Here is a 12215-nt window from a genome sequence, read left to right as displayed (position 1 = left end):
TCAGCGCGTCGCCATCGCGTCGTTCTCGCCCGTCATGGGCACGCTCTTCGATTTGATGGTGTCGCCGGGGTGCACACGCTGGAAGCCGTTGACGATGATCTTTTCGCCAGGCTTCAGCCCGCCGTCAACGATACGCAAGCCATCGATCAGGTTGCCGAGGGTGATCGCGCGGTACTGGGCCTTGCTTTGCTCATCGACCACCAGCACGAACTTCTTCGCCTGGTCCGTGGAGATGGCGCGGTCGTCGATAAGGATGGCCTGGTGCGGCGAGCCCGCCCCCACCGAAACGCGTGCGAAGAGCCCCGGGACCATTGCCCCATCGGGATTGTCGAAGCTCGCGCGGACGCGGATCGTGCCCGTATTGTTGTTGAGCTGGTTATCCACGGAGGCGACCTTGCCTGTGCGTGGCGTACCGGTATCCGTCGCAAGGCCGAGGTGTACCGGCACATCGCGCTGGCCAACCTGGCTCAGGTACTGCAGGTAGGTCTGCTCGTCGACATCGAAGTCGGCGTAGATCGGGGAGATGGAGACCAGCGTGGTCAGCGAGGGCGAGCTGTAACCCGCCGCCACGATATTGCCAACGGTGCGCTCCGCGCGCGACACCTTGCCGTCGACCGGTGCGTTGATCGCGGTGTAATCGAGGTTCACCTTCGCTTCCACCAGCGCGGCTTCCGCGGCCTTGACGTCGGCGGTCGCAGTCAGCGATGCGTTGAAGCGATCGTCGAAATCGCGTTTGGAGATGGCGTTGCCCGCCTGCAGCTTCTGCGCCCGCGCGTAGTCCGCCGTGGTGAATGCGGCCCGTGCCTTTGCCGCTGCGACCTGGGCGTTGGCACGATTCACCGCGGCCTCGTAGGGGCGCGGGTCGATGAGGAAGAGCGGGTCGCCCTTCTTCACCATCTGCCCGTCCTTGAAATACACCTTGACGATGGTGCCGGGGACCTGTGCGCGCACATCCACGCGCTCGATCGCCTGCAGCCGGCCGGAATAGGTCTGCCACTCGGTCACCGGCTTGCTTACCACCTGGGCGACATCGACTTCGGCCGGCGGGGCCGTGGCGTCCCCGGCGTGTTTTCCGCACGCGGCGAGGGCGAATACGAGTGGCAACAAGACCACGACGAGCGCGGAAGAAGGGCGTCGAACGACGTGCATGGCGGTGTCCCCAACCGGATCGGGCGAGCGAATGGCTCGCGCCGAGTGTCGGCCGAGGGGACCACCCCGAATAGAACCGGCCTGCTGCTATTTGGACGCTAAAGCAAGGTCGAACATCGGGGGTTTATAGCCGCCCCGATGGCCGGGGTCATTCGTTTCAAGTCGTGGCGTTTTGTTCCTAAGTTCGCTTGATCGTGCGGCGCGGCCGCAAGACACTATGCGAATTGCGTCTGACGCTCGTCCGGGAATGCATGCCATGGGTGATTCAAAGCCGGTCATCGTTGAAACCACAGGCACCGTCGGGTACCAGGTGGCCATCTCCGCGCAGGGCCCCACCTTCTATGCCGACGAACCGGTCGAGCTGGGTGGGCAGGCCACGGGGCCGACTCCGTATGAACTGCTGGGCGGCGCGCTGGGCGCGTGCACGGCGATGACCATGCAGATGTATGCCCGCCGCAAGTCGTTGCCTTTGACGAAGGTGCAGATCGCGGTGGGGCATAGCCGCGACGCCTCGACGGGACGCGACCATTTCGACCGGCAGATCTATATGGAAGGCGACCTGACCGCCGAACAGGTCACCCGTCTCATGGAGATCGCCGATCGTTGCCCGGTAGGCAGGTCGCTCATGACCGGCGCGGATATCACGAGCGCGCGCGTCATGGCCCCGCCGGGCCGTGCCCACGAGAAGCCACGCGACTGCATGCACGAGCCGGCCATGGAGCGAGCCTGTGACGAGTTCGAACTGACGGGCTGAGTCAGGCGATCGTCAGGGGTACGTCCCCCACGAGGGCGTAGTTGTGCATCGGGCGTAGCGTGCCGTCGCTTGCCGTGTACAGGTCAAAGTCACCTGCCGTGTCGCGGACGTTGCTGCGTGGGCCGCCGATGCGCCCCGCGATCGAAGGCGGCTCAGCGGGGTCGCCCCAGCCAAGGCTGACCTTCGCCGCCGTCGCGGGGAGGCCCACCTTGAGCGTGATCCGCACGGTATCCGCGGTGATCACCGCCACATCGATGATGAGGTTGTTGTCGGTAAGGCTGGCCGGCACGAGGGCGTTCTTCGCGTCGCGGATGTCGAAGCCGTAATTCCTTGTCGCCGCCACCCACGATGTATCGAGCATCAGGAAGCCGGAAGGCACGTTGAAGCGCACGTAGATCGTGCGTGTCCCGATGACGGTCGCGGAGAGCATGTCGAGTGCGGGGTTGCGCATCGGCAGGCCGGCCTGTCGATCCTGGATCAGCTGGTAGATCGCGCGAGCGAAGTAGCGGCCCTGCCAGCGGTGGCTCTCGTTGTTGAGGTGCAGGGTGGGATGGCCCTGCGCCGATTCGTCGAAGTAATCGAACATGTACTGCGGGTTCACCATGCGCATGTACGGGCTGGCGAGGCAGGCATCCCGCTGCGCCAGCGCGATGAACGGATTACAGAAGGCGATGTTTGTGGCGCCATAGCTGTTGTGGCTGCACACCTGCGCCACGAGCCAGAGCGGGCGCCATGCCTGCTCCGGGATCAGCACCTGGCATAGCTTCAGCCAGTGTGCACGCTCGAGGGCGGTGAGCTTGGATTTGTAGGAAGCACGCGTTTCGGTGAGCCCGGTGGAATCCGCTTCGCCCTGCTGCCAGGTGGTCGCGAGCCAGCTGAAGTTGCTCGCACTGGCGGTGGCCTCGGCGCGCATCAGCGCGATCATCGACTGCAAACGCACCTGGCTGTTCTTCCAGCCCTGGTAGCCACTGAGGTTGGTGTCCTGCAGGAAGCTGGCGAAGTAGCCGATCGGCCGGCCACCCTCGGCGCTGGTGAAGGCGCTGTAGCGGCTGAACTGTGCGGCGAACGGAATGCCCGCGAGCGCCTGCGTGTATTCGACGAGGCCATCGGCGCAGGCGTTGGTGCCGACCTCGCCACCGGTGCCGCTGCCGCCGTTGTATTCCACGAGCGGTGCCAGGCTGGCCATGGCGGCGGGTTTCACGCCGGGGCGAACGCCGCCGTTGAAGGTCACGTTGGCGTAGATCTCCTGCAACGTCAGCGCCGGTTGCCCGCCCGTGCCCACGGCGTTCGACTGGCCATGGAACATGATGAGTTCGCGGCGCGCACGGGTGATCACGCTGGTCGCGGGCGGGACATCCGCCGCATGCGCCGTGTCGCCAAGGAGCCAGGAAAGGCCGCTGGTGCTGGCCAGGCCAATGCCACCGGCGGCGGCAAGGCTCTGTCGCAGGAAATCGCGACGCGGCCGGGAGGGGTCGTCCTCTTTCATCTTGGCGCCTCACTGGGGGGAGAGGGGGATGGCGCTGCCGTTCGATGTTAGAGGTGGGCGGGGATCAAAAGCCGATGCGCGAGCGCAGCTTGCCGCGTTCGCGCATCGGTTCAAAAGCGCGTCGGAATCATGTTCCCGGCGCGTGATGACTTACCAGGGCAGTTCCTTGCCGAGGTACGTGAACCTACCGGTCGGGCCATTGGCATCGAGCGTCGCCATCTGCACGCTGGACTTCGCGCCGGTCGGCACATCGATTTCGCCATGACCACCGTTCATATCGGTCTGCACGTAACCCGGGTGGATGGCGTTGACCTTCACCGGCGTGTCCTTCAGTTCGTACGCGAGGTGCACGGTCCAGCCGTTCACGGCGCTCTTCGACACGTTGTACGCGGGGATCTTGAAGCCGTAGATCGACGAGTTCGGATCGATGTGCAGGCCGAACGAACCCAGCTGGCTGGAGACGTTGACGATGCGGCCGGCCGGCGAGGCCTTGATCAGCGGCAGGAACGCCTTGGTCACTTCAACGACGGCGAACACGTTCGTGTCGAAGGTATCGCGCCACACCTGGAGCGACTGCTCGGAGGGCTTCTTGTCCAGCGCATCGAGCAGGATGCCGGCGTTGTTCACCAGGATATCGAGGCGGCCGTACTTGTCGGTGACATGCTTGACGGCGGCAACGATCGAGCCGGGGTCGGTCACATCGAGGACGATCGGATCGACCGGAAGGCCGGCGTCGCTCAGCTTCTTCGCGGCTTCCTTCGTTCGCGCTTCATCGCGGCCGGCGAGCAGGGTGCGGATGCCGGTTTCGGCGAGCTGCTTGACCGTTTCAAAGCCGATGCCGCGGGTCGCGCCCGTTACAAGTGCAACCTTCTGGGAATCATTCATTGCCGTGGAACTCCTGCGATTGAGGGGGCATGGGTTGGGTTACCTGATTCACCTGAGGGCAGCCGTCGACCGAAACAACCGGGGAGGCCAGGATGATTTGCCGCCTTAGCCCGCGGGAATCTCGACCACGACCTTGCCACCCGCACGCCCGCTTTCGACCAGGTCGAGCGCGGCATTCCCGTCGGCCAACACGAACCGCTGCGTCGACAGCACCGGCCGCAGCTTGCCGGCATCGGCAAGCCACGTGGCCTCGGCCATGATCTCGCCGTGGTGCTCGCGGCCCTTGCCGGTCAGGAGTGGCATCAGGGTGAAGACACCGGAGTACGTGGCGGCACGGAACGATAGCGGCGCGAGGGCATGCGTGCCCCAGCCTAGGCTGCTGACGACATGGCCGCTGTAGCGACGCGCGGCGACGAATGCGGCGTCGAGGGTCGCTCCGCCAAGTGTGTCGTAGACGATGTCGAAGCCTTCGCCGCCGGCGTGGGTATCGACAGCCGCCTGGATATCGGTGTCACGATCGATCCAGGTGGCGCCGAGCTCTTCGATGATGGTCTTCTGCCCAACGCTGCCCGTCGCGAAGACGCGGGCGCCACGGGAAACGGCGAGCTGCACCGCCATGCTCCCAACGCCACCCGCGCCAGCGATGACGAGCACAGACTGGCCGGCTTGGACCTTCGCGCGGTCCACCAGGCCTTCCCATGCCGTGATGAACACGAGAGGCAACGCCGCGGCTTCGCTCAGCGGCATGGACGCCGGCGCATGGGCGAGAAGGCGGGCATCGACCGCGGCGAACTGGGCGAGCGAGCCCTGCACCCCGGCCACGCCGCCGGTCATCCCGTAGACCGCATCGCCGACCATGAAGTCCTCGACGCCCGTACCGACCGCCTCCACATGCCCGGCCATGTCGATACCGAGGACCGCCGGCGCCGGCTGGCGGGCGTGACCGCCCTGCCCGGCACGGATCTTGGCGTCGAGCGGATTGAGCCCGGCCGCCGCGATGCGGACGAGCACCTGGCCCGGGCCGGCAACGGGACGGTCGACGGTGGCCAGGGTCAGCGGCTGGCCGGCGGTGTCGAGGCGCAGGGCTTTCATGGTGGAAGCGGTGGTCATGGCAGTGCTCCGGGGGCGACGGCGTCGCCGATGGGAATATGGTAGGCCATGCCCTGTTGCATGAGAACACCCGGAATTGCACGACGCCCATGCATAAATGCATGATGCAGCCATGGAATGGAGCGACCTGAAGATTTTCCTCGCCGTAGCCCGTGGGGGCACGCTCGGTGCCGCGGCGCGTGACCTCGGCCAGACCCAGCCTACGATGGGTCGGCGGATCCGTGCCCTCGAGGAGGCGCTCGGGACGGCCTTGTTCCAGCGGACCAGCGATGGCTTCGTCCTGACCGACGAAGGTGCGGCGGTACTGGCCCACGCGGAGCGCATGGAAGCCGAGGCTCTGGGCATCGCACGCGCGGCGAGCGGCCAGGCAGGCGAACTCGAAGGCGTGTTGCGCGTGTCATCGTCCGACTGGTTCGGAGCGCATGTGCTCACGCGCGCCATTGCCGCACTGGGTGCGCGACACCCCGCCGTCGTCGTTGAACTCATCACCGATGCGCGGCTACTCAGCCTTGCGCGGCGCGAAGCTGACCTCGTATTTCGCATCACGCCGTTCGAAGAGCCTGATATCGCACAGCGGAAATTGATGGCGATGCCGTATGCCGCTTACCGCGCCGTCGGTACCGACAGCCTGGGCCGTGTGGTCACGATGGATACGGCATTCGGTGGGATGCCTGACGTCGCATGGCTGAGGGAACGCCTGCCGGATGCAACGATCGCCTTCCGCAGCAATAGCCGCGAAGCCCAGGCGCGCGCGTGCGCGCTGGGCATGGGGATCGCCGTGCTGCCGTGCCCCTTAGGGGATGCAACAGCGGGCATTGAACGAATGGATCTTGGTGAGCCAGCGCCAGGCCGCGATGTATGGCTTGGTTACCACCGCGACCTTCGTCACCTGCCACGGCTACGCGCGTTCTTGGACGAGGTGCTTGCGTTGGTGGAGCCGGGAAACGGTCGCGGATCTTACGAGGGAAGCAGAGCCGAGGCCTGATAGGCGCGGATGAGCGCGTCGTACACCTTCACATCGCCGCGGCCGCGCGCCATCAGCTGAGCACCGGCTACGGCAGCGAAGATGGCATGCGCTCGCTTGCGTGCGTCGCGGGTGGGCACGCCCGTCTCGGCCAGCGTCTTCGCCAACCAGGCAATGTTTACTTCGTTGAAGCGCTCGATCTCCACCTTGACGATATCAGGTAGGTCGTCCGATTCGGCCGTCATGTAACTGCACATGCACATGCGGTTGTCGTTCTCGAGTGCCAGCCGGAACGTGCCGGGAAACTTACGCAGGCGCTCCGCCGGGTCGCTTGCCTTCGCTGCGATCGCTTCGAGGCCGGCAGCGGCATCTTCCCAGTAGCGGCGGGCGACCGCGGTGGCGAGGTCAGCCTTGCTCGGGAAGTGATGGTAGAGGCTCGCCGCCTTGATGCCGACCTCGTCGGCGAGTGTTCGCAGGTTGAGGCCGCCGTACCCGTGCGCCTGGGCCATGCGTGTGGCGGCCTCAAGGATCGTGTCCCTGGAGTTCTTTCCTGCTGGGGTTTCCACGAAAACCTTACCTCGCTTGCAACGGTACCGGTGGGTGCGGCGAACCACATTCTCGCAAATGCCGTCAAAGAAGTCGTTGACGGGCGTGCATTATGGCGCGTATCGTCCGACCTAACAAACGTTAGGTAGGTGCGCACTGCCTCGCTTTTGTCGCAACCCCAACCCTACCCACGAGAGACTCATGGCTACCGAACTCTATTTCCAGGACGCCACCAGGCTGGCCGAGCTGATCCGCACCAAAGAGGTATCACCCGTCGAGGTGATGCAGGCGCATCTCGACCGCATCGAGGCGACCAACCCTGGCATCAACGCCATCGTCGCGGTCTCCGACGACGCCCTGAAGGCAGCTAAGCGCGCCGAAGCCGTCGTCATGGCGGGCCACGAACTGGCACCGCTGCACGGCGTACCTTTTACCGCCAAGGATTCGTACGACACGGCGGGCGTGCTGACACAGCTGGGCTCACCGATCTTCAAGGGCCGCATCCCGGACACCGATGCCACCGGCGTCGCTCGCCTGAAGAAGGCTGGCGGCATCCTGCTCGCCAAGACGAATCTCCCCGAGTTCTCGTTCTGGATCGAGAGTGAAAACCTGCTCTCTGGCCGCACCCTGAACCCCTGGAACCCCGATCGTTCGCCGGGCGGCTCCAGTGGCGGTGAATCGGCGGCTATCGCCGCGGGCATGTCGCCGCTGGGCCTCGCCACCGACGTCGCCATCTCAGTCCGAGGCCCCGCCGCGCTCACCGGCGTCGTGGGCTTCAAGGCTACGCACGGCCGTATCCCCATGACCGGCATCTGGCCGCGGGTACCGCGTCGCTTCTGGCACGCCGGCCCCATCGCTCGCTCGGTGCGCGACGTGGCCCTCGCCTATTCGCTGCTAGCCGGTCCGGATGGTGCCGACGGGTATTCCACCAGCCCGCTCGCGGTTGATAGCGGCGTCGGCGCCATGCTTGGGCGCCCCTTGCGCGTCGGCTGGCTGGTCGAACCCGGCTTTGGCCTCGTGGCCGATGATGTCGCGAAGACTGTGCACGCCGCGGCCGACGCGCTGCGAACAGCCGGTATCACCGTGGAGCCCGTGCGGATCCCTGTGCTAGAGGAGATCAACGCGCTCGAGGTGCTATGGAAGATCCAGGCAATGGAAACGAAGCCAGCTTTCCGCAAGGCAACTGCGGGCCACGAAGACCTCATTTTCAAGCACGTCCGAGCGGTGTTCGACACGCGGGACACGTCAATCGAGGATTTCATCATCGCCGAGCAGCAGATCGAACAGATGCGTGATGGCTTCGCCCAGTACTTCCAGCGCTACGACGCCCTACTCTGCCCTGTGACGCCCGTGGCCGGCCATGGCCACGACGCCACAGAGTTCGTCATCAACGGCCAGACGGTATCGTCGCTGCACGTGATGGATGCCACCGCGCCACTGAGCGTGACCGGTCTGCCTGGCCTCACGCTGCGCTTCGGTACCAGCGCCGAGGGCCTGCCGATCGGTGTCCAGCTCGTCGCGCCGTGGCTGGCCGAGTCCACCGTGCTGCACCTGGGCGCTTTGCTCGAAAGCATGAGCCCGGTGCGCCACCTGCATCCGGCACTGGCGGCCAAGGCGGTCGCCGCCTGACCTCGCCGCACTAACCGGCGGGGGCATGCTGCATCACGCCCCCGCCGACTGACCCGTCTCCGCGCGCGTTCGTGGACGAGGTGCTTGCGTTGGTGGGCTAGCCGCGCGCTACCACCGCAGCCAGCGCGGTCCCGCCAGCGCACCCAGCGCGCCAGCGACCACCATGCCGAGCAGGTACCACAGCGCCCAGAACGGCGGTGCCATCTCCGGGCAGTGCAGGCAATAGCTCGTCGCCGCCATGGCGCCAGCCAGCAAACCCGCCGCGGCGCCTGCAAGCCGCAGCCGCACGGGCGCCATGCCGCGCACCGCCCAGAAGACGGCCACGATCGAAGGCAACGAAAGCAGCGCAATCAGCGTCGAGCACACCTTCCACGTATGCCCCAGCATGAGCGCACCGCGCTGGCCCTCCGGCGCGCCGGCAAGCACGATGGCCGCCAGTGCCCACGCCACGATGACCGGCAAGGCGACACTCGCCCAGCCGCCGGCGCCCACGCGAACACCGGGACGCGACAGGCGCACGGTCACCACCAGCGCCGCGACACCGATCGCGATCGGGAAAGCCATGCGCACCCAGAACATCGGGTCATGGATCACCTGCGCGAGGTCGGGCCGCAAGCCGAGCAGCGCCGCCATCAGCAGCGACGACGTGCCCATGCCGGCCAGGATCCCGAGCGAGAAGCGTCGACGCGCGATCTGCCGCCCGGGCGGCGGCGAAGGCTCGCGAGCGAGGAAATCGATGAAGTCGTCGGTCTTCATGCGCCACCCCGGATACGCGCGGCCAGCGCCTTGAGACCCCGGTGGATGCCGACCTTCACGGCAGACTCGGACAAGCCGCAGCATGCGGCCGCCTCGGCGATGGACAGGCCCTGCAATTTGACCAGCTGGATAGGCAAGCGGTGTCGGTCCGGTAGCGTCTCCAGTAATTGTCCCACGTCGCGCCGTGCGTCCGCGGGCTCCGCATCCGACGCGACGAACAGGTCGTCGTCGCCGATCGGGTCGTGCAACGCCTCGCGCCGCGCATGCGAACGGAAAAAATCCATGAGCTTGTAGCGCGTGATGGCGTGCACCCATGCGGTGAGCGGTTCACCCGCGCGGTACGTATGCCGCGCGTTGTGCACGGCGAGCAGGGTTTCCTGGAGGATGTCTTCCACATCCTCGAGCGCCCGCGGCAGTCTGCGGCGCAGATAAGCGCGGAGATGCGAGGCCAGCTCGTCGAGGAAGGCGCGGTACTCGCCCGCATCGCCACCCAGCCCAAGGACGAACTGGCGCCTGAGCTCGCGCTCGACCGCCGCCTGGGCATCGACCACCTGCCTGCGCGTCACGTCTTCGGTGATGGCCATGCTCTCCAGGGCTTTCGGCTCCGCTCGGGCCAGGGCGCCCGGGAGTGTAGACCAGCGGGCGCGCCCCCGCGAACGGGGATAGGCAAGCGAAGGGAAAGTCACGGCATCCATGTCGCGTAGTTCGTTGGCGGGAGCGATACGGTTACACGACGACGCGACGAGTTTTTTCCGCGAACGCTGTAACCGGCGGCCGAACGCCCACGAACCTCCTTGTGAAGCCGGCCCTGTTGGCCAGGCAACCCTGGAGCCACCCATGTCCCCACGTTACGTCGCATCGCTCGCCTTCTCCGTCGCCGCCCTTGTTGCCGGTGCCGCACATGCCGATGAGCAGAAGGCCGCCGCCAAGCCGGCCGTCGAGAAGTGCTGGGGTGTCGCCAAGGCCGGCCAGAACGATTGCGCCGCGGGCCCGGGTACCACCTGCGCCGGCACCGCCAAGGCCGACTACCAGAAGAATGCGTGGAAGAACGTCCCGGCCGGCACCTGCACCGCGATCCAGACGCCGAACGGCCATGGCTCGCTGACCAAGGTCGGCTGAGCATCGCCATGCGGCCCGCATCGTCCCTCGCCGAGCTCCAGCGCGAGTTCCAGGCTGGCCTGCTGGCCGAAGAGCCTGCCGTGCGCGTTGCCCGGCACGCAGGCTTTTCGATCCACCGCCATACGATGCTGCGGGCCGCGATCGATGCGCTCGAGGCGAACTTTCCCGCCGTGGCCTGCCTGACCGGCGCGGCGTGGTTTCGTTCCGCGGCGGCGGCTTACGCCCACGCCTATCCGGCGCGTGATGCCAGGCTTGCGGTGTACGGGTCGTGTTTCCCGCGCTTCCTTGACGATATGCCGAGCGCATGCGAACTGCCGTACCTCGCTGACGTCGCCCGCCTCGATCGGTTGTGGACGGAGAGTTATTTCGCGGGTGAATGCGAGCCGTTGAGCGCCATGACTGTTCGCTCCCTTGCGCCGGATGCGCTCGCTGGCATGGCCGTCCGCCCTCACCCGGCGACGCGGACACTCGAGTCACGGCTACCCGCGCTGTCGATCTGGCAAGCGAGCCGCGCTGGCGAAGCCGTCAGCGATGACCTCGCATGGCAGCCGCAGGCCATCCTGGTGACGCGCCCCGCGCACACAGTGCAGCTCGAATCGACAGACCTCGCTGTGCTTACGTTTCTCGAAGCGTGCCGCGAGGGTGGATCACTCGTCGCGTGCATCGAGCATGTCGCATCCCTTCACCCCGCGGCACGTGCCGATCACGTATTCGCACAACTACTCATGGCAGGCGCACTCGTTGTCGCCTGAAGGAGCCCTCATGTCATCGCTTCCCACCACCGTCACAACCAGGCCGCGTTCGCCGAAAGAAGCCTGGAACCACGTCGCCACCCGCATGGAGACGTTGCTTGGGCATAGCTTCCTCGCCCTGGTGAGCCGCGTATCCATCGCGGCCATCTTTTTCCAGTCGGGCCGCACCAAGGTCGAGGGCTTCCTGACGATCACCGAGGGCACGTACGAGCTCTTCCGCACAGAATACAAGCTACCGCTGGTGCCGCCGGAGATCGCCGCGCATCTCTCCGCTTACGTGGAGACCTTCGTGCCGATGCTGCTCGTGCTCGGCCTGTGCACGCGGCTCTCGGCCACGGTGCTCCTCGGCATGACCACGATCATCGAGATCTTCGTATACCCCGACGCGTGGCCGACCCACCTGTCGTGGGCCGCGATCCTGCTCTACCTCATCGCCCGTGGCGGCGGCCGTTGGTCGCTCGATCACGTGCTCCGGATCCGCTGACATCCATCGGCATCGCGCTGTAACCGATCCACGTTTCGCGCCGAACTGATTCTTGCCACTTCGGCATCCCACCTCTACTGGAGTCACGCCATGCAAAACGCCACGCACAGCATCGCCGCCGCAGCCGCCCTGTTCGCCGTCTCGACCGCCGCCATCGTGGCGCCGGCGCAGGCCGCCGACCAGGCCGCGGGCAAGACCGTCCACTGTTACGGCATCAACACCTGCAAGGGCACGTCGGACTGTAAGTCGGGCAACCACCAGTGCAAGGGCCAGAACGACTGCAAGGGCCAGGGCTTCAAGGCCGTCTCGGTGCAGGAGTGCAAGGCCCAGGGTGGCAGCACCACCGCGCCCGCCGCCTGATGACATCGCCCGGCCGCACCGCGGCCGGGCATCCGGGAGAGCACGATGAGCACAGCCACACTTCCCCCGTTCGCCGGTTTCGGCCTGGGCCTGCGCGTGCCGCACTACCAGGACGTGCTGGAGACGCGCCAGCCGCTCGATTTCGTCGAAGTGATCTCCGAGAACTTCATGGTGGACGGTGGACGGCCGCTGCATGTGCTGGAGCAGGTCCGCTCGCTGTA

The 12215-nt window shown here is 66.3% G+C and carries 15 protein-coding genes; 8 read left to right on the top strand and 7 right to left on the bottom strand.

Features of this window, described 5'->3' with window-relative positions:
• Positions 1–1149: an efflux RND transporter periplasmic adaptor subunit gene (locus ACTHLF_RS19105; protein WP_440329480.1), complete on the bottom strand. Its 1149-nt coding sequence runs from the start codon at positions 1147–1149 to the stop codon at positions 1–3.
• A 256-nt stretch (positions 1150–1405) separates the two neighbouring features.
• Here ACTHLF_RS19105 and ACTHLF_RS19100 point away from each other — a divergent pair, with 256 nt between their 5' ends.
• The gene (locus tag ACTHLF_RS19100) at positions 1406–1903 is read left to right on the top strand and encodes an OsmC family protein (protein WP_440329478.1); all 498 of its coding nucleotides are present in this window, start codon (positions 1406–1408) and stop codon (positions 1901–1903) included.
• Position 1904: 1 nt separating this feature from the next.
• On the opposite strand, the gene ACTHLF_RS19095 is transcribed toward ACTHLF_RS19100, so the two are convergent.
• The 3 genes from ACTHLF_RS19095 to ACTHLF_RS19085 form a co-directional block, all read right to left on the bottom strand.
• A complete protein-coding gene (locus ACTHLF_RS19095; RefSeq protein ID WP_440329477.1) occupies positions 1905–3389 on the bottom strand; it encodes a hypothetical protein in 1485 nt (494 codons plus the stop codon).
• Positions 3390–3539: 150 nt separating this feature from the next.
• On the bottom strand, positions 3540–4274 hold the full coding sequence (locus ACTHLF_RS19090; protein ID WP_440329475.1) for an SDR family oxidoreductase: 735 nt from the start codon (positions 4272–4274) through the stop codon (positions 3540–3542).
• Positions 4275–4379: 105 nt separating this feature from the next.
• Positions 4380–5384 (bottom strand): zinc-dependent alcohol dehydrogenase family protein, encoded by a 1005-nt coding sequence (locus ACTHLF_RS19085; protein ID WP_440329474.1) that lies wholly within the window; start codon positions 5382–5384, stop codon positions 4380–4382.
• A 112-nt stretch (positions 5385–5496) separates the two neighbouring features.
• Between ACTHLF_RS19085 and ACTHLF_RS19080 the strand changes: the two genes are divergently transcribed.
• Positions 5497–6369, top strand: a complete 873-nt coding sequence (locus ACTHLF_RS19080) for a LysR family transcriptional regulator (protein WP_440329472.1) — start codon at positions 5497–5499, stop codon at positions 6367–6369.
• Here the strand turns inward: ACTHLF_RS19080 and ACTHLF_RS19075 are convergent.
• A complete protein-coding gene (locus ACTHLF_RS19075) occupies positions 6342–6914 on the bottom strand; it encodes a TetR/AcrR family transcriptional regulator (RefSeq protein ID WP_440329470.1) in 573 nt (190 codons plus the stop codon). The two genes, ACTHLF_RS19080 and ACTHLF_RS19075, sit on opposite strands and share 28 nt — an antisense overlap.
• A gap of 181 nt (positions 6915–7095) precedes the next feature.
• Between ACTHLF_RS19075 and ACTHLF_RS19070 the strand changes: the two genes are divergently transcribed.
• On the top strand, positions 7096–8523 hold the full coding sequence (locus ACTHLF_RS19070; RefSeq protein ID WP_440329468.1) for an amidase: 1428 nt from the start codon (positions 7096–7098) through the stop codon (positions 8521–8523).
• A 108-nt stretch (positions 8524–8631) separates the two neighbouring features.
• On the opposite strand, the gene ACTHLF_RS19065 is transcribed toward ACTHLF_RS19070, so the two are convergent.
• Both ACTHLF_RS19065 and ACTHLF_RS19060 read right to left on the bottom strand, forming a co-directional pair.
• Positions 8632–9279 (bottom strand): NrsF family protein, encoded by a 648-nt coding sequence (locus tag ACTHLF_RS19065; RefSeq protein WP_440329466.1) that lies wholly within the window; start codon positions 9277–9279, stop codon positions 8632–8634.
• Positions 9276–9863, bottom strand: a complete 588-nt coding sequence (locus tag ACTHLF_RS19060) for a sigma-70 family RNA polymerase sigma factor (protein WP_440329464.1) — start codon at positions 9861–9863, stop codon at positions 9276–9278. The genes ACTHLF_RS19065 and ACTHLF_RS19060 overlap by 4 nt, the downstream gene beginning before the upstream one ends.
• Before the next feature lie 253 nt (positions 9864–10116).
• Here ACTHLF_RS19060 and ACTHLF_RS19055 point away from each other — a divergent pair, with 253 nt between their 5' ends.
• From ACTHLF_RS19055 to ACTHLF_RS19035, 5 genes are all read left to right on the top strand, one after another.
• Positions 10117–10398, top strand: a complete 282-nt coding sequence (locus ACTHLF_RS19055) for a BufA1 family periplasmic bufferin-type metallophore (RefSeq protein WP_440329463.1) — start codon at positions 10117–10119, stop codon at positions 10396–10398.
• An 8-nt stretch (positions 10399–10406) separates the two neighbouring features.
• Positions 10407–11150 carry an HvfC/BufC family peptide modification chaperone gene (locus tag ACTHLF_RS19050; protein ID WP_440329461.1) on the top strand — a complete coding sequence of 248 codons (744 nt, stop codon included), beginning with the start codon at positions 10407–10409 and terminating at the stop codon, positions 11148–11150.
• Between the two features lie 10 nt (positions 11151–11160).
• On the top strand, positions 11161–11634 hold the full coding sequence (locus ACTHLF_RS19045) for a DoxX family protein (protein WP_440329459.1): 474 nt from the start codon (positions 11161–11163) through the stop codon (positions 11632–11634).
• 90 nt (positions 11635–11724) lie between these two features.
• Positions 11725–11994, top strand: coding sequence for a BufA2 family periplasmic bufferin-type metallophore (bufA2, locus tag ACTHLF_RS19040; RefSeq protein ID WP_440329457.1), 270 nt, complete (start codon positions 11725–11727; stop codon positions 11992–11994).
• Between the two features lie 45 nt (positions 11995–12039).
• On the top strand, positions 12040–12215 hold a 176-nt coding region (locus tag ACTHLF_RS19035; RefSeq protein ID WP_440329532.1), incomplete at its 3' end, for a multinuclear nonheme iron-dependent oxidase.

The organism is Luteibacter sp. (assembly GCF_051958795.1).
Lineage (GTDB): Bacteria > Pseudomonadota > Gammaproteobacteria > Xanthomonadales > Rhodanobacteraceae > Luteibacter.
This window is presented reverse-complemented; position numbering and strand designations above follow the sequence as displayed.